Origin of the sequence: Olivibacter ginsenosidimutans, from assembly GCF_039542865.1 — a bacterium.
GTDB classification, from domain to species: domain Bacteria; phylum Bacteroidota; class Bacteroidia; order Sphingobacteriales; family Sphingobacteriaceae; genus Olivibacter; species Olivibacter ginsenosidimutans.
The window spans coordinates 227,043-245,028 of the sequence record NZ_BAABIQ010000003.1 but is presented as its reverse complement, the minus strand read 5'-3'; the positions used below and the strand labels follow the sequence as shown (position 1 = coordinate 245,028).

The window sequence follows — 17,986 nt, the reverse complement described above, 5'->3', positions numbered from 1 at the left end:
GTTTAAAATATCGCATAGGAACCGTCCATGTTTAAAATTTCATTTAATCACATAAGAAAATGTAAATTTTATAACATGGTAAGCTCCATCCAGCCGATGGGAAAAATTATTTACGGATGAAATTTGCGGTATGCACGATGCTGCACTACCCTTGCAGCAAAGTTCCAAGCGATGAGTCTTTGATTAATTTTTCATGATGCGTTTGCTTTTAAAGGTATTCAAGCTACTTCGTGGTCTGCGGAAGAAAGTAATATAAAAAGCTTAAGGTGCTAATAGCCGGGCAACAAACATTGTATCTGCACGATGTTCATAGCCCTTAAGCAATTCCATTTGCGCGACGCGCAATCCTATAGACTCCAAATAGGCTACCTGCTCCTCGTTCTCGTTAGCAAAGATCGAGCAGGTAATATAAATTAAGGGTGCATTGGGTTTGAGATAACGCACCACTTGACGAAGGATGCTTCGCTGTAATTCCACAAAATAGGCGAGTTTCTGCTGATCAAACAGTTGCATCATTTCGGGTGTTCTTCCCCATGTTCCTGATCCAGAGCAGGGAATATCCATAATAATCCCGTCAAACCGTTCATTCCCTAGAATGACTGACGGATCTTTCGTTAAGTCGATTAGCTTTCTTCGATAATGTTTAATACCAGCCTGATCAAACCGCTCATCAAGATTACGTAAAATACTGTTTCTGATATCGCTCACCAGTAACTTCACTCCCGGAAAAGTTTGCCATAATAACAAAGATTTCCCTCCGGAAGCAGCACAGGCATCCCACCAAGATTCGCCATCATGAGCTTTAAAATAATGAGCCGTTTGCTGCGAAGAAAGATCTTGCACCTGAATCTTACCTACTAATTCGGGATATTGACTCATATTGGTACCATTTGGTAAAGCAATAGTCGTTGGGCTAATCTCTTGATAGGTTAATTGATGCTTGTCCAACTGTTGCCGTACCTCCTTTATGTATGGTGGCGAAATTCGAATAAAAAGATCCGGTTGCTGAAGCAAACTTTCCAAGAATAAGGAAATGGCTAAGGCGGGTGAGGCTAACCGTACCAAGGGGAAAATATGGTCAAGCTCAAAACCGTAGTCCTGTGCCAAGCGATCGATTTTTACCGATAAAGGAGCATCCAATGTTGTACGTAACGCCGGTGCCTGCACGCTGACCAGGTCACTCTCCTTACTACACAGGTACTCGGCCAATGTCAAACGCTCCACCGTAGGCAAATCGGCAAGCGCTTTTCCTATACGGAAATAATGGTATGACCAACGGGATAAGGTACGCCGATCGTTGGCACCCATTTGGCGGTTTTCTTTAAAAAAATGCGTTAGAAACTTTGCCAACGGTTGCTTGAGGTCATAATCGGCCAGAAGACGCTCAAAACTACGTAATTGCTGTGTAATCCGTTTTGGGTTCATGAATTAGGGTAGTGGCCGATACGCTCTTCTGTTGAACCGTAATAGGCGCACGCTATTATTGACATAGCCCGTGGTTGGATTAAAAACAAATGCAAAACCGATGGCTACGCCTTTATGTTTTTCTTTAACCAAGTGTTCTACATAATCTTTGGGATACTTTGCCAATAGTTTCGCAAAAAACACACCCGTATCATACCCTTTATACGCAAACTCTGATGGAGCGACATTAAACGCCTTAACATAATTTGCCCGGAAAACACCCGTAGCGGTACTGTTTTCATCGACATAATAGGAAGAGCTGATGCAGGTATTTAACGTTTCCAAGTGATCCGGATTCAAGTCTAGCTTATTCCAATTGGGATGCCCAATCAGGGTGATGTCATAACTTTGTTCCGTTTTTAAGCGTGCAAGATCTGCTAATAATGGTGCAACAAAAAACTGATTGGTAGATGCATTGATCACTACATTTTTACCTATAGCACCCAAGCTTGTTTCCATATCTCCTAATTCATTAATTTCAACATAATGAACATTCAATTGGTCTAAAACAGCCTTAAGGGGATCCAATAATTTCCGGCTATCCTCGTCATTATTATTGAAGATGACGACATGATCGGCTGCGCTACCATATTGTTTGGCCACATAATGACCAATAACGTCAGCATGTACCGCGATGGTTGGCGTTACCGTAACCAGATTATTGACTTGATTGCCGACCGGACTGCTTGCCGCTAAAGGTGAAATCTGCAACTTACCCGACAAGTTTGCCCGTCCACTAAACGCATTGATCTCGGTAGGGAATACTGGTCCGACAACAATTTGGGCTGCGCTAATGTTGGTATCCACAGCAATCTTCTGCACTTCCAATATATTATCGCGGGTATCCAAGACATGAAGTTTAAAATTATCTCCTGCCTTGGCCACTTGGTCAAGCCCCAACTTAAATCCTTGATAAAAATCCAAGGCTAGGGCAGAACGTTCCACATCTCGACTATTTGGAAGCGAGTCGATCACCTTGTCTAGCTGAAAAGGCAATAACAAGGCAATATTATTGAATTGAATAGGAGCTTTTGCTTCTTTTTTCTCTTCCGGCTTTTCCTCTTTCTTAGTCGGACTTTCTTTGCTCGGCTCCTTTGGTCCTTTCCCGCCTGGACGAAGTATTTTAGGTGCACAAGCGCCTAAAAAACCACAAAGAAACAGAACGGCTAATAACTTACTCCCACTCGATAGTAGCCGGTGGTTTTGAACTAATATCATAAACAACTCGGTTTATCCCTTTTACGTGATTAATAATTTCATTCGAGATTTTTGCCAACAGCTCATACGGTAAATGGATCCAATCTGCCGTCATCCCATCTAATGATCCCACTGCCCGAAGTGCAATGACATATTCATACGTCCGCTCATCCCCCATCACACCTACGGATTGTACCGGTAAGAAAATGGCCCCTGCTTGCCAAACCTTATTATACCAGCCCGATTCACGCAAGTTACGAATGTAAATATCGTCTGCTTGCTGTAAAATATGTACTTTTTCGGCGGTTATTTCGCCCAAAATTCGGATACCTAAACCTGGTCCCGGAAAGGGATGTCTACCTAAAATCAAGGGATCAATCCCTAAAGCAGCACCCACCCGACGTACTTCATCTTTAAATAAGGTATTTAAGGGTTCTACCACCTTAAGTTTCATAAAATCTGGCAAACCACCGACGTTATGATGTGACTTAATGGTTGCTGATGGTCCCTTTACAGAAACCGATTCGATTACGTCAGGATAAATGGTTCCTTGTCCAAGCCATTTCACCTCTACGCCTGCAGGTAGCTCCTGCTGTACGGCATGTGCGGCCTCATCAAACACATCAATAAAAGAAGCACCAATAACTTTGCGTTTGCGCTCTGGATCAGTTATTCCTTTTAATTGACCATAAAAGCGTTCTTTAGCGTCTATCCCTTTAATATTGAGCCCCATGTGCTTGTAGGAGTCCAATACTTGCTCAAATTCATGTTTACGCAACAAACCATTATCTACAAAAATGCAGTGTAAGTTCTTCCCGATAGCCTGATGTAAAAGCACCGCAGCAACGGAAGAATCCACCCCTCCTGAAAGCGCTAAAATGACATGATCATTTTTTACTAGCTCGCGTAATGCGGCTATAGTCGTTTCAATAAACGTATCGGGTGTCCAATCCTGTTGACATCCGCAGATATGGATAACGAAATTCTTGATCAATTGTTGTCCATCCAAGCTATGCGTAACCTCCGGATGAAATTGAATACCATACGTTTGCGAGTCCTTAATGTGATATGCGGCCACCTGAACTTTATCGGTACTCGCGATAATCTCAAAACCTTCGGGCACGTATTTAATCGTATCGCCATGCGACATCCATACTTGCGCGTCTAACGGAATCCCTTTCAGTAAAGCATTTTCTTGATTGACAAATAACAAATTTGCCCGCCCGTATTCACGGATTTCTGAAGGACTCACTTCGCCACCCGAGTGCTGTGCGATATACTGTGCACCATAACATACACCTAATACTGGGATCTTTCCATGGAATTGTTGAAGGTCTATTTGGGGTGCATCAGCCTGCCTGACAGAGTAAGGGCTGCCGGAAAGAATGACTCCTTTTACCGATGCATCAAACGAAGGAAGGTGATTAAAGGGATGTATTTCACAATATACATTTAACTCTCTGACCCGGCGAGCGATCAACTGTGTGTACTGCGATCCAAAGTCAAGAATAATGATTTTTTCTTGCATGGGCCAAACTTAGATAAATTGCCTTTTATATGCAAATAACATTGAAGGCATATAAAAGAAAATTTTATCGATCTCTCACCGGCCTTTAAAAAACAAATCATTTCGGTGAAACGTAGGGATTTTTTTTACTTTCTTCCGAAGAATTCACAAAACCGACCGTAGAAAACTATCCATCGGTGAGGGATATGAAATCCACATTTCAACCCTTCAACCGATGGACATGCATCTTAATGCGTTTACTTTTCAAAAACCGGTTTCGGAGCTCCCATTTGCGGACTTCCTCCCTCAACATAAGGCCAGCCTTCCTCATCCCATTTGATCTGGCTCATCATCAAGAAACGATCCCATTGACCGGGAGACGAAGCCAATTCAAAACCGTGGTACAACATCCAGTCGTTACCCGCATCATCCTGCACAATCTGGGAATTATGTCCATTACCGACAAAACGGCTATTGTTATCGATCAATGTTTCAAAGTGATTATCCAGCAAGGATTCGCCTCGTTTGTTAACGTAGGGACCAAACAAAGATTCCGATCGTCCGTATACTACATGATAGGTACTCTTCGCTCCTTCACAGCAGGTTCCTGTTGATCCAAAGTAGTAATAATACTTACCCTTTTTATAGACGTAAGAGCCTTCATATGCAGACCCGACCAGTTGTTTTTTTGCTGCACCGGGTTTTATTGACAGACCATCATCGCTCAGTTCAATGATATATATTCCATTAAAACTACCCCATATCAGGTACTTCTTTCCGCCATCTTCCATATAGGCCTGGTCAATGGAATTTTTCACACCGATACTCTGGCTGTCAAACATTTTACCTAAATCCTGGAACGGTCCCAATGGTGAATCCGAAACGGCCACACCGATTCCCGCCTTCCACTCTCCTCCCCAGGTACTCATAGCATAATAAAGCACGTACTTCCCATCGATATAATTGATCTCTGGAGCCCATACCGCTCCATCTTCTACAAAGTGCGGACGGGTGTCATCTGTAAACGCATTTCCAGCTTGCCGCCAATCAACCAGATCTTTCGATTTCCATATAGGCACATTACCGGCCGTTGCATAAACATAAAACCAGCCATCATCTGCGTGAATAACGGTCGGATCCGCTAAGGCTACCCGCACCAATGGATTATCAAAGGTTTGCTTTTTTTCTTCTTTTTTCTCCGTATCCGGATTTTTCTGCTGCTTGCTACAATCGGAAAACAATAGCAATAAAACCATTAAACTAGCATACATATTGATCAACATATCGTATTAGATTAATAGATGATTCGATTACCATCCTGGATTTTGGACCAAAGATGGTGTTTTATTTAATTCGCCCTGTGGTATCGGCCACAAGTAATGTTTCTGTTTATCGAACACACGTTTTTTCATAAACGTACGGACATAAAACGCATCGTCTGTTAAGGAATTTCCTTTGTCTATGCTCATCCGATAGAAATCACCTCCATCGGTTTCTGCTGCAATCTTCCAGCGCCTAGTATCAAAATAGCGGTGTGTTTCCATCGCCAATTCTATCCTACGTTCATGTCGGATCTTCTCGCGCATTTGATCTTGAGAAAGTCCTGTAGGTAGGTTCGGTAATCCTGCGCGATTGCGAATGGCATTTACACGTGAATAGACCATCCCCGTAGGTCCTTCGGCCTCGTTCAATGCCTCTGCATGATTCAGGTACAGTTCACCCAGCCTAAAATAAATCCAGGTTTTATTGGTATATATGTTCTGGGGGATATTAACATCCTCATCGGAAAACTTACGGACAAGGTATCCGGTTACCGAATGATCAACGGCATTTCCACCCCTACCGTCTCTACCACTGTTCCAAAATTCGATACGCCGCGTACGCCAATACGCTCCGCTAAAATGAATCGATGCGTAAAAGCGTGGTTCACGCCGGGCATACATATTCCGGGTATCTGTTAGGTACCAACCTTTGGGATGATCTTGTGTAGCGTATCCCGTTTCCACGTATCCCGAGCGCTCGTTTATGATCGGTTTTCCACCAGCTTCATAGCCCACTATAGGTGTTTCCCCATTTTCCATTTCATAGGCATCCACCAGTTCCTGTGTTGGGCAATAGCCGCCATATCCGCCCATACCATTCGGTGTTGAGGCTCCTTCCGACTCTTTATAAGCGCCCATATTTCGGGCAAAAAGCACTTCGCTATTGTAGTTTTTCATAAAGATATCATGGTAATTCGCCACAGGATCGGCATTTTCTTGATAGAGCTTATAACCAGCCGCCTCCGCCGTAGTAATCGCCTCTTCTGCAGCATTTGCCGCAACCGTCCAACGCGCTGGATCCGCTGTACCGCTATATAGATTTTCCCCGTCTACATTCACAAATGATTTATAATCCGGATTACCATTCCACAACGGACTAGCCCAATACAGCAATACACGCGATTTTAATGCCAAAGCCGATGATTTGCAGGGTCTTCCCAGCTGATCTTTTGTGATACGATCCGGCAACAACGAAGCAGCAACATCGCACTCTGCGGCGATGAATTGCGCAACTTCATCAATTGGACGTTGTTTAATAATACCAAAATCTTCGTCTTGTGTATATGCCCGATCCACAATGGGAATAGCGCCGTGCGTGCGTGCTAATAAAAAATGAAAAAATGCACGTAAGAAAGTTGCCTCACCAATCCAGCGTTGCTTGGCCGCCTCATCCATTGGGGTATTCGGTATTTGTTCCAGAAATATATTGGCCTTTCTTAAACCTTCCCAATTAAAATTCCAGATATTATTGTCAATGTTATTCGGATTCCACGCACCCGTATTCATGGTATTACCAAAAGCACCCGACCAAGTGATTTCCATATCGTCCGATGCACCAACAAACGGGTTTCTATGGTACCATTGATGAAAACCAAGCTCCTCTGGGAGATTAAAATAAACGGAGGTTAAAAAACGTTCGGCATATTGCCTTTCCGCAAATACCTCCTCTAAAGTCATGTCTTCAGTGGGTACCTTATCCAAAAAATGCTTTTGGCATCCCGAAAGAATGAATAGGAATAGTATGATGGTGAGATATCTCATGTTGATGATATTAAATGTTTTTGTTTTCTATTTAAAATTTACCTGCAAGCCGAGATTTAGGGTTCGTTGCATCGGGTAAAAGCCAGACCCATTATCTTGTTCCGGATCCATGATCTTGACTTTATCCCAGGTATATAAGTTAATTCCGTTGACAAAAAAGCGAACGGATTTCATCCCAAATCGTCCTACTTTTTCCTGTGACAGCGTATAGCCAAGCTCCATGTTCTTCAAGCGCAGATAGCTTCCATCTACCATCCACAGCGTAGATCGTACGGTATTATTGGGATTGTCTACCGTAATTACGCCGGGATATTTTCCGTCTGGCGTTTCGGGAGTCCACCGATTATCATAGTACAGACGTTGAACGTTATACGACCCAACCCCTTGTTGAAAAGGATACATCGTTGCTCCTTCCAAAAAGACACTGGTTTTGGCGGCACCTGTAAAGAAAACACTTGCATCAAAACCTTTCCAAGCCACCGTTCCGCCAAAACCAAACATGATTTGTGGTGTTCGGGACAAACCTATGGCCATACGATCATTATCGTCAATCACATTATCGCCATTCAGGTCTTTGTATTTAATATCACCAGGTTGTGGTGCCCGCCCCAGTTTTTGTTCCGGACTATCATTGATTTCCTCCCAGCTTTGGAAAATTCCTAGTGCCGTATAGCCAAAAGGCTGATCAATAGGGTGCCCTTTGGCCGAAAGCCATGGGTAGCGTTGTGTCGCCTCATCATTTTCGACAATTTCGTTCTTTGAATACGTAAAATTACCCCTAAACGAATAATAGAAGCCATTATCACGGGCTTGCTTAATTTCAAGCTGTCCATCTATCCCTTTGTTTTTTGCTTTCCCTAAATTGCCATAAGGAACGACCCAAGGATAAAACCCGGTTACTGTTGGTATGGTACCTCGTTGAATGAGGATACCATCACGTTTTTCACGAAAAGCATCCACCTGCAAGGAAATTACCCCGTTAAACAGTTCGGCATCTAAACCGATATTGGACTTCGTCGAGACCTCCCAGGTTACGTCTTTCAGTCCGATATACGCCTCATCAATGCCGGGCTTGCTAATCATAGCCTCACCGAAACTATACGATTGAGCGGAGGTGGTGTTCATCCGGGTTAAGAACAGGAAACGTTGGCCAATCTGGTCGTTTCCGACCTGACCATAAGAACCCCTTATTTTTAGGTTGTTCACGACGTTTTTTACTCCCCAAAAAGATTCATTCGACAAAATCCAGCCGGCAGAAACGGAAGGGAAAAAGCCAAAGCGCTGGCCTTTCGGAAAATTCTCCGATCCATTATAGCCTGCATTAAATTCTACCAAATACCGGTCGGCATAACCATAAGTGAAGCGTGAAGCTACCCCCAAGCGTCGAAAAGGTAGGTTATTAATGGGGTCTCCGGCGGTGAGGTCAACGTAATCCCGTTGATTATACATCATCATACCAGACACATGGTGTTTGTCAAATGTCCGATCATAATTGGCAATAAACTCAGCATAGTAGGCCCGGTTTGCCGAATTGCTCGGACTGTATCCCAGAGGAGTAGCTTCCCGGTGTACTGTATACCGATCTTCTCCAGTCGCCGGATCAACACCAGTGTATTGCTTTACTTCAAAGTCCTTTCTTCGGGAAACCTGCGATTGGTACCAATGGTCATACGCAAATCTGCCATTAAGTGATAAGCCCTGGGTAACCACTTTTGATAAATCCCATTTAGCAGCAAACGTTCCCTGCACAGTATTTCTGCTCAATACGGAAAAACCAGACTGCGTAATCGTTGCCCAAGGATTGGACCCTACGTACCACCCATTTCCACCCGGACTACCGTCGGGATTTTGCTTAGGAAAAGCAATAGGCGATATGCGCCGTAAGTTTTCAAAAATCGAAGGCGCTCCGGCCACCGGATAATTGCCCTGCTGAATAATGCCACCAATCCCCATTTCAAAGACGAGGTTGTCCGTGACATTCACATCAATGTTTGCCCGTAGATTATAGCGTTTCAGATTGATGTTGGTATTATACTCATTAGTATCGTCTGTCTTCCAAATACCATTCTGTTCCGTATAACCAGCATTAGTATAATATCGAATAATATTGTTTCCTCCATTGATACTGAGATTATTGATGCTTTGCCAAGTATGTTTACGCATGATTTCGTCCGTCCAATCCACATTCGGATACAGGTATGGGTCTGAACCGTCTTTGTATTTGCGCAGCTCCTCTTCAGTAAAATGTTCCGGTTGCCCCATATTGCGATAGGCTTCATTCCATAAAGTAGAGTACTCCCCCCCATCAATATATTCAGGCATCCGCAAGGAGGTGTTGATTGCATTTTCAGAACGAAGCGTAACTGTAGGACGACCAACCGTACCTTTCTTGGTCGTAATGAGAATAACACCATTTGCTCCGCGAACCCCATAAACAGCTGTCGCCGATGCATCTTTCAAAACCGAAAAGCTTTCTATTTCCTGCGCATTAATCAAATTCATATCGCGCTCCACCCCATCTACCAGCACCAGCGGACTCCGATTGACCCAGGTAGACAGGCCGCGAATAAAAACTTGCGCTTGGTCATATCCAGGCTCTCCGCTGGTTTGTCTGGTAATAATTCCCGGCAGTCGGCCTGCCAAAGCATTTGCAATACTGGGCTGACTTTGCTGTTCCAATTCTTTCACCGAAACGGTAGAAATGGCACCTGTAAGCGAAACTTTCTTCTGTGTACCAAATCCCACTACCACCACTTCATCCAATTTCTCTTGTTTCGAGTCTTTAGCTAAGGTAAAGGTTTGATTTTTTTGAGAACCAACAACGATCTCTAATGGGAAATAACCCATATAACTAATTTGTAATACTTCTTTTGGATTATTGACTTCCAATATAAAATTCCCGTCAATATCCGCGGTTGTGCCTCTATTTGTCCCTTTCACGCGTATAGATGTTCCCGGTAAAGGCTCTTTATCCTCATTTTCAACTTTGCCTTTTAAAACAAATTGATTTTGACTAACAGTATCATTTAGTTGTGTCTGATCGGTAATACGCTCTATCAATACCCTGTTTTTACGAATAACATAATGCAGCGATTGCCCCTTTAAACATTGGTCCAAAATGGTAGATAGCGATGCATTATCCATGTATAATGTCACTGGAGGTACATCGGAAATATCTTTTTCCAGATACAAAAAATGGTAACCGGTCTGCTTGCGTAAATTAGCAAACACCTCTTTCAAGGTCAGTTTTTCTGCTCTAATACTAGCTTTTTGGGCATATACTTCGGCTCCTGCTTGTGTAATGACAAGGAGGAGGAAAAGAACAGTTATCTTCAGCGTCACGAGTAGTTTAATTAAGACATGATCATTGCTGTTGCATGTGTATGCAATGGTTTTTTTATACATTTGTACAATAGGTTTTAAAATGAATAATCGTTAGCATTAAGAAGCCTTGTCAGCTTAAAGCTGACCACACCAGAAGTGTTCCCGCACTTCTGGTATTTTTAAGGCTAGATGAGATTTACTGTTTGGTATTCTTCCAGTTAATTTGCACCTCCTTTCCATTTTTTGTAAATCGAACCTTTGTGAGTCTTTCCAAATCAGCTAACAATTCATCGAGCTGACTATCCATTGGAAATGTTCCACCAAATTTGGTGGCAGGAATCTGCCCCTCTACTGTTATCCGGATGCCATACCATCGGGCTACGGTACGCATAACGGATATCAAATCTTTATTCTCAAAAACGAAATAACCATCTTTCCAAGCCAGTGCTTGTTCTATGTTTGCTTTGTCACGGTAAATCTTATCTTGCCCAACCCATGCTATGGATTGGTCGCCTGGCTTAAGTTGCACCTTTTTAGTGGAATGGGTGTTCCGGACATTTACTCCACCGGATATCAATGTGGTAATCACCTTGTCATCCGATTGATAGGCAGAAACGTTAAATTGTGTTCCTATCACTTCAATAGTAGCGTCATGAGCAGCAATCCGAAATGGCCGCGCCTTATCTTGCGCTACATCAAAATAGGCTTCCCCTGACAAAACAACCTCACGCTCTTGGCCATTAAACGCCACTGGAAAACGTAAGGTACTTGCTGTATTTAACCAAACTTTTGTTCCGTCAGGCAGCATCAACTGGCATTGCTTACCATTGGGCACCTGTATGGTGTTAAATAAACCTACTTGATTAGTGGGAACCGATTGTTTATGCCCTTCCTCATAAACTAGTCCATCTGCTGTTCGTTTAATAACGACGCCTCCTGATGGTTCCAATACTTGCGCTGACTCGACTTCCAAATCCACCTGCTTTCCATTGGAAAGTGTTAGTATAACGTTATCCTGTGCCATATCAGCTGACTCATTGATCACGAATCGATCGGCCTTCAGGTACTCCCTATTAAATTGATAAAGTATACCTAAACCTAATAGGAGTAGTATAGAAGCCGCTATAGCAAAACGTATACGGCGTTTCAACACCCGACGTTTCGCAAAAATCCGTGCATCAATTCCATTTTTAATCCGGATGCGCATTACTGTTTTTGCCTCTTCACTGTCCCAATCCCATTTCATCATGGGCTTTCGCAGTACTAAGTCTTCCAAAAACCGCTCTTCTTTTTTGGTACAACGATTATGTGCATAACGGTGCAATAACTCCCGTAATTCTGCTCTTTGCATGCTTTCAATAATAGCTTATATATGGTCTTTATAACAAAGAGTAAATAAGCGGGGTTAAAGTAGTAGGTAAGAATAAAAATTTTAACGTTAACACAAGATGTCAACGACGATCAATACCAACAGGTACGGTATATACTCCTCATCTAAGCTTAATTTCAACGCCTTGAGTGCGTTGTTGATCTGTTTCTTTACGGTCAAATCAGAAATCTGTAGCCTATCGGCAATTTCTTTATAAGATAAATGTTCCTTACGGCTTAATAGAAAAACCTCACGCATACGCTCAGGAAGTGCTGATATTGCTCCTTCCAATAATTTGTTCAGCTCTTTTATATCAAATACATCGTCCGCCTGATGTAGCGCTTCGCCATAAAAGGCTACAAATCGCTCGAAGTTCTCTTTCTTCTTTAAATTCTCACGCAAGCGTTTGAAGGCAAAATTTCGCGCCATGATAAACAGATAAGCTTTAGCAGACCTGATTCTATCGAGTGTACTACGCAATTCCCAAAAGGTAACAAAGGTTTCTTGAATGACGTCAGCTACTTCATCTTCATCTTGCAAAATACGAATAACATACTTAAATAGGGATTCCCAATACTTATGATACAAGATTGAAAATGCAGATTCATCCCCTTCCGTTATTTTTTGTAGATAAATAGCGTCGCTTTTTTCTATCATCATCGTAGCACTTTAGGTTTTTATGGTCTACGATTGCAATAATACAAACTTTAGCGAATAAATAAAAGAATTCTTCCCAGTTCTCGGGGGCCGAAATGCACTACTCCACCACGACTCCCATAGCACAGAATTTTTCAATTCTTTTACTAACCAGCTGATCGGTCGGTTTTTTGTTTAATGTTTAACATCATTTTCCCTTTTACCTCGTATTATAGAACAAGTTCTTTTAAATCCCCAAAGGGATACAATGGTTATTCAAGGTGTTTGTGCTGTTTTCATAGTTTAACATTTATAACCAACGATACGTACTTTTTGTCACGATGTGTGCATGTCAGTTTTTTGAACAGATCATACCTTAAAAAATTTTATTCCATATCCTAGTATCGGTTGGAGGTGATTAAGGATTGTCCGGTGCTGAAATCGGCTTAGCGATCGCGGTAATGGCCTTTGGCCGAAACAACGTTGACAGCAATAGTCTCGTCGTTCACCTGATAAATCAAGCGGTGTTTGTGGTCAATGCGCCGGGACCAGTAACCGGCATAGTCATACTTCAGGAGTTCGGGCTGGCCTATGCCTTCATAGGGATGGGTTTCAAGTTCATCCAAGAGGCGTTCCAATTTTTTGAGCAGACTTTTGTTGCCGGCTTTCTTATGAAAGCGGATGTGCTCCAATGCTAGCAGGCTAAGTTCTACCCGATAGCTCATTCTCCGAAAAGCTCTTTCTTAAGTTCAGCGGTGTAAGGCACGGCCTTTCCGGCTTTTATTTCCGCAATGCCTTTGTCCAGTTGAGCCAGGTTTTCCGGATCAAGGAACCACGTATCGCCGCTAGGACTGGGATTCTGATTGGACGACTTTTCCTCCTGATACGAAAGGCCCAACGCATCCAAAACGGCTTTTACAGCCTTTTCTAATTTCTTATTCTTGATATGGACTGTTAGTGTAGTCATTGCCAAAAGTTCCTTTTACAAAATTAGCGATATCGATTGATAAAAGCAAAATGTTATCCCTGCTCATTTCCAGCATATTTATTCCTGCATTCCACCGGGGAATTACCGGTCAGGATGCCGCATAAGAGCCTACTCAACGGTGTATGGACACTACTCCACCACGACTCCCATAGCACAGAATTTTTCAATTCTTTCGCTTACGAGTTTATCGATGCTTTTCTTACTTAATTCGGCAATATCTTTAATAAGCTGTTCTTTGACGGTTTCGGCCATTTTTGCTGGATCACGATGTGCTCCACCAAGGGGTTCAGGAATCACACCGTCAATAAGCCCATTCCCATACATATTTTCTGAAGTCAGTTTAAGACACTCTGCAGCTTTTTCTTTATAATCCCAACTACGCCAAAGAATAGAGGAACACGACTCTGGTGAAATAACAGAATACCACGTATGTTCTAACATATATACTTTATCGCCAATACCGATACCCAAAGCACCGCCAGAAGCGCCTTCGCCAACGATAATGCAAATAATAGGTACTTTAAGCACCGACATTTCGAGCAAATTACGCGCAATGGCTTCACCTTGGCCGCGTTCTTCCGCTTCCAAGCCGGGATAGGCACCCATCGTGTCAATAAAACATACGACTGGCTTTCCAAATTTCTCCGCCATCTTCATTAGGCGCAAGGCTTTCCGGTAGCCTTCCGGATTAGCCATACCAAAATTTCGGTATTGCCGCTCTTTGGTGTTTTTACCTTTTTGATGCCCTATAACCATAATGGTCTGGCCATGAATAGTGGCTAATCCACCCACAATCGCTTTATCGTCCTTAATATTCCGATCCCCATACAGCTCAATAAAATCTTCACAAATCATGCTGATGTAATCTAGGGTCTGCGGCCTATCCGGATGACGTGACATTTGCACCTTTTGCCAGCCGGTAAGATTGCTATAAATCTCTTTACGTGTTTCTTCCAGCTTACCCTGTAGCTCGGATAAGGTGGCCGACATATCTACTTTGGTTTTATCTTCTACCTGATTGACCTTTTCAATTTGCAAGAGCAAATCAGCAATCGGTTTCTCAAAATCAAATGTTGTTTCCATAAAGAAAATTTGGGCAGCTAAGGTACGGATTATTTTTTTATTGAATAACAAATTATGTTCAATTATCGGGCAATTGTATTTGAAAACAAACGTTTTTTTGCTAATTTCGTCCTGTATAAAAGCAATTCCATCCTTGTGTTGCTCAGCCTGATAATTTCCGATATAAAATCCTGCTTTCAACTCCACGTGAAATCCACGTCAAGTCCACCTTTTATCCACGTTACATCCACCTTCCCTTTTACTATCCCTTTATTGCCACCCGTGTTTCCTTGCTTTTCTATAGTACGTAGGTCGTATGAAGTACAGTAGAATAGGACATGGATGGAACATGGGAAAGGGCAAGGGTGCTGTACTATTTTCCATATAATTTCAAACATACCGGTCCGATAAGTCCAGCCGGCTGTAAGGGTGAATTTTTTTCCACAAATCGCCATGGCGTAAAGGTTATCCGGTCTTTTGACGGACGTGGCTCACCGGTCCATACCCAAGATGGAAATTCCTTAAGTTCATAGCCCTTATAGTCGTTTCCCGCATAACGTAATTTAGGAAGCCATTCTAAATCTTCCGGCAATTGTTCATCACCCACCATGCGGTTCCACCAGGTATTGCTTATCTTAACCGTTAACTTATTTTGCCCAGGCTTGAGTAAATGCCCAATAGCGGTGCGAAAAGGGGGTTTCCATAAGGTATCAGCTGGTTTTCCATTGACGTATACCTCCGCAATATGTTTGACTTCTCCCAAATCCAACATAATACCCGATTGAAGCTGTTGCGGGGTAATATGAATTGCCTTCGTGTAAGTGGCCGTACCTGAAAAATACTTAATCCCGAAAGTTTGGTCGTCCGTCCAAGATCCTGGATCAAGCACCGCTTTCGCTGGCGCTCCCCATCCTTTCGGAAAGCGAACTTGCCATTTACCCTTTACCGGTAGATCTTGGGTAAAATGTTCTTCCCGATAGGGGCTTACGTCTGCCGGAACGTCATTTTTTGGTTTAAATAGCACAAATACGGCACCAAAAGGCGACAGCGGAAGCGTTATCTGCGTACGATCTCCATCAACAGTCCATTGCGTGGTACGGTATACCTTGCCTGTTTCGGGATCCCATAACACCGGCACTTTATCTTTTACCCGGAACAGCAGTTCGGCCTGATTACTCGTTTCCGTTTGGTTTGAAATAAAATAAATATCGGTATGATCTACTTTCCGGTGTGTCCAGGCAATGGCATCTTCACCCTCACGCATTCCCGATGCGGTCTCCGGCATTCCTCCCCAAGCTACGGCCTTACCCGATGCCTTCAACACCTGAACATCTGGGGGTGTCATTTCCCTTAATAGCTTTAAAAAGGGAGCCGACCAATGCACGGTCTTCGCTGGATCTTCCCAAAATTCAAATCCCTTCGTACGCGTTTCTAGAAAATACTTTCGTTCGGAATCGAAGGTATCCTGCCAAATCTCCGGCATCCATACCAGTTTACCCTTACCTACTTGATGTGTTGTACTCGTTTTACCGTCCGTATTTCCCCATAATTGCTCGACCAGTTGGCCCACCTGCTTATCTACCTGTGGGTAGTCGCTTAAGCCGGGAGCACGCAAAGGCTTATCTTCGCAAACAATTAGCCCACCTTGCGTGGCTAACTGGAGAAGTTTTGCTAAAATTTTAGGGTCCATTGTACCCTTGGTTTTAGGTAGGAATAGCACTTTATAGCGCGCGCCAGAAGGTAGGCTAAAATAGCCATCCGTATAAGCCATATCCTTAATCAACGTTTCTTCACTTACCAGGTCATAATTATAAAGCTTATGCAAGCCACCTGGCATTGCCCCTTTCCAATTTAACGTTGGCATCAAGCCCACTACATCTGCTACATTGACTCCCTGTTGCAGCATATACTGACAGCGGGATATGTAATTCACCCAAGCCTTTCCTGGTTCCCACCACGTTTGTCCGGGCACAAACATGGTTCCCCAGAAAAACATATTCATCCCCGGGCGCCAATCCATCCCCCAAGGTTGTAAGGCAGTTCCATGCAACACCATTTTATTCAGTCCGTTGCAAAAAGCTAAGTCGCCTACCCGCTTCAGTGCATAAGGATCCATTTTCCAATTACCGTCATTCCAGCGGCCCGTGAACGCTTCGGCAGCGGCAACCTTACGACCATAGGTGTTGGCGGCACTTGCTGCCCAGCGGATTGTGTTCATGCGTTCCGTGCTCACCCAAAACTCTGCCATAGGCACCTGCACCCGTCCGGCCATCCGTACCGGATCAAAGGGCCCGGTATAGGGTTCAGTCATAAACTCCATGCCCAGTGAATCTGCCTTTTTGCTTAAATGAGTAAAGAAATTTTCCGCGAAAAGATCCGTCTGCGTTAAGTACAGGTCATTCTGGAATCGCTGTGTTCGTTCCGCACTGCCTACGATTTGATCCGTTTTATACGTAATTAGCCAAGGACTCGGATCATAGCCTCTGCGTTTTATAAATTCATCCTTAAAGTTGACAGACCATTCCGGATTACCCACCTCCCAACTATCCGCTTCAAAAGCACGAATGGTTTTGCCGACCAGCGCTGGCGAATCCTGTAGATAACGACCAACCATGCCATTGAACATGGCATCAACGGCATCTTTATCCAATTTATCGCACTCGAAACCCTTTCCACCTATGGGTGCCGGACGATTATAAGCGCGGGCATTGCGTATGGCATAACGACGAATAATCCATTTGCCTGAAGGCGCTGCCCACTCCACTTTCCCTTGATGCATCTGCCGACTAAGGTCGATCACCTCACCTGGCGCAATTTCCTTTCGATCGGGAAAAGCAACGGTACTGATGTCCGCTGTATAATCATCATTACCTGGTTGCGGCAAGCTATAGGAATTGATTTTACCCGTTCCTTCCACATGTACTTCACTGAAGGCAATATGTTGTACCGCCTGATCTGGTTTAATCCAAGGTCCGCCGCTATGGCACCAACCTGGTCCACATTGCGTAGATATGGTCAGTCCCAAACGTGCCGATTCCTCGGCTGCGAATTTCCAAGCCTGAAAAAATTCCGGAGTCTGCGAAACAATAGGATTCGGCATATGGTGGTTGCTCCACATCTGGCGGTTATTGGTTTCGCTGCCTACCAGCATAATTAAGGTACCGCTTAAGCCAAATTTTTTGAATTGTTCCAGGTCGGATGTAATTCCCTTCCGGCTCACCATGTCATTCACCCAATCCCAGAAAATCCAAGGACGGTAATCGGCAGACGGCTGTTGAAACTGCCGTAAATCTTGTCCTCGCGCTACCGCCTGCAATAGTATCAATAATAGGATAATCCCTTTCGTTTTCATGACA

At 43.5% G+C, this 17,986-nt stretch carries 12 protein-coding genes; all 12 read right to left on the bottom strand.

Annotated elements, in window-relative coordinates; genetic code table 11:
• Positions 1–261: 261 nt before the first annotated feature.
• Positions 262–1,425 carry an RsmB/NOP family class I SAM-dependent RNA methyltransferase gene (locus tag ABD930_RS02320; RefSeq protein ID WP_345230076.1) on the bottom strand — a complete coding sequence of 388 codons (1,164 nt, stop codon included), beginning with the start codon at positions 1,423–1,425 and terminating at the stop codon, positions 262–264.
• A gap of 3 nt (positions 1,426–1,428) precedes the next feature.
• Positions 1,429–2,682 carry an ABC transporter substrate-binding protein gene (locus ABD930_RS02315; RefSeq protein WP_345230075.1) on the bottom strand — a complete coding sequence of 418 codons (1,254 nt, stop codon included), beginning with the start codon at positions 2,680–2,682 and terminating at the stop codon, positions 1,429–1,431.
• Positions 2,639–4,189: a glutamine-hydrolyzing GMP synthase gene (gene guaA, locus ABD930_RS02310; protein ID WP_345230074.1), complete on the bottom strand. Its 1,551-nt coding sequence runs from the start codon at positions 4,187–4,189 to the stop codon at positions 2,639–2,641. The genes ABD930_RS02315 and guaA overlap by 44 nt, the downstream gene beginning before the upstream one ends.
• Before the next feature lie 236 nt (positions 4,190–4,425).
• Entirely contained in the window at positions 4,426–5,451 is a 1,026-nt protein-coding gene (locus ABD930_RS02305; RefSeq protein WP_345230073.1) for a family 43 glycosylhydrolase, read from the bottom strand.
• A gap of 27 nt (positions 5,452–5,478) precedes the next feature.
• Positions 5,479–7,251, bottom strand: a complete 1,773-nt coding sequence (locus tag ABD930_RS02300; protein WP_345230072.1) for a RagB/SusD family nutrient uptake outer membrane protein — start codon at positions 7,249–7,251, stop codon at positions 5,479–5,481.
• A gap of 27 nt (positions 7,252–7,278) precedes the next feature.
• Positions 7,279–10,656, bottom strand: a complete 3,378-nt coding sequence (locus tag ABD930_RS02295; RefSeq protein ID WP_345230071.1) for a TonB-dependent receptor — start codon at positions 10,654–10,656, stop codon at positions 7,279–7,281.
• Between the two features lie 115 nt (positions 10,657–10,771).
• On the bottom strand, positions 10,772–11,926 hold the full coding sequence (locus tag ABD930_RS02290; RefSeq protein ID WP_345230070.1) for a FecR family protein: 1,155 nt from the start codon (positions 11,924–11,926) through the stop codon (positions 10,772–10,774).
• 87 nt (positions 11,927–12,013) lie between these two features.
• Entirely contained in the window at positions 12,014–12,604 is a 591-nt protein-coding gene (locus ABD930_RS02285) for an RNA polymerase sigma factor (RefSeq protein ID WP_345230069.1), read from the bottom strand.
• A 422-nt stretch (positions 12,605–13,026) separates the two neighbouring features.
• Positions 13,027–13,305, bottom strand: coding sequence for a Txe/YoeB family addiction module toxin (locus ABD930_RS02280; RefSeq protein WP_345230068.1), 279 nt, complete (start codon positions 13,303–13,305; stop codon positions 13,027–13,029).
• The gene (locus ABD930_RS02275) at positions 13,302–13,547 is read right to left on the bottom strand and encodes a DUF2683 family protein (RefSeq protein ID WP_345230067.1); all 246 of its coding nucleotides are present in this window, start codon (positions 13,545–13,547) and stop codon (positions 13,302–13,304) included. Before ABD930_RS02275 ends, ABD930_RS02280 begins: the two co-directional genes overlap by 4 nt.
• Positions 13,548–13,697: 150 nt before the next feature.
• Positions 13,698–14,651 carry an acetyl-CoA carboxylase carboxyltransferase subunit alpha gene (locus ABD930_RS02270; protein ID WP_345230066.1) on the bottom strand — a complete coding sequence of 318 codons (954 nt, stop codon included), beginning with the start codon at positions 14,649–14,651 and terminating at the stop codon, positions 13,698–13,700.
• Positions 14,652–15,003: 352 nt separating this feature from the next.
• Entirely contained in the window at positions 15,004–17,982 is a 2,979-nt protein-coding gene (locus ABD930_RS02265; RefSeq protein WP_345230065.1) for a glycosyl hydrolase, read from the bottom strand.
• Positions 17,983–17,986: the final 4 nt, after the last annotated feature.

What these genes read in the sequence shown, in the direction of transcription:
- ABD930_RS02280 (WP_345230068.1), bottom strand. Translation starts at nt 13,305, where the DNA reads ATGAGCTATCGGGTAGAACTTAGCCTGCTAGCATTGGAGCACATCCGC.
- ABD930_RS02305 (WP_345230073.1), bottom strand. Translation starts at nt 5,451, where the DNA reads ATGTTGATCAATATGTATGCTAGTTTAATGGTTTTATTGCTATTGTTT.
- ABD930_RS02320 (WP_345230076.1), bottom strand. Translation starts at nt 1,425, where the DNA reads ATGAACCCAAAACGGATTACACAGCAATTACGTAGTTTTGAGCGTCTT.
- ABD930_RS02290 (WP_345230070.1), bottom strand. Translation starts at nt 11,926, where the DNA reads ATGCAAAGAGCAGAATTACGGGAGTTATTGCACCGTTATGCACATAAT.
- ABD930_RS02295 (WP_345230071.1), bottom strand. Translation starts at nt 10,656, where the DNA reads ATGTATAAAAAAACCATTGCATACACATGCAACAGCAATGATCATGTC.
- ABD930_RS02265 (WP_345230065.1), bottom strand. Translation starts at nt 17,982, where the DNA reads ATGAAAACGAAAGGGATTATCCTATTATTGATACTATTGCAGGCGGTA.
- ABD930_RS02275 (WP_345230067.1), bottom strand. Translation starts at nt 13,547, where the DNA reads ATGACTACACTAACAGTCCATATCAAGAATAAGAAATTAGAAAAGGCT.
- ABD930_RS02270 (WP_345230066.1), bottom strand. Translation starts at nt 14,651, where the DNA reads ATGGAAACAACATTTGATTTTGAGAAACCGATTGCTGATTTGCTCTTG.
- ABD930_RS02315 (WP_345230075.1), bottom strand. Translation starts at nt 2,682, where the DNA reads ATGATATTAGTTCAAAACCACCGGCTACTATCGAGTGGGAGTAAGTTA.
- ABD930_RS02300 (WP_345230072.1), bottom strand. Translation starts at nt 7,251, where the DNA reads ATGAGATATCTCACCATCATACTATTCCTATTCATTCTTTCGGGATGC.
- guaA (WP_345230074.1), bottom strand. Translation starts at nt 4,189, where the DNA reads ATGCAAGAAAAAATCATTATTCTTGACTTTGGATCGCAGTACACACAG.
- ABD930_RS02285 (WP_345230069.1), bottom strand. Translation starts at nt 12,604, where the DNA reads ATGATGATAGAAAAAAGCGACGCTATTTATCTACAAAAAATAACGGAA.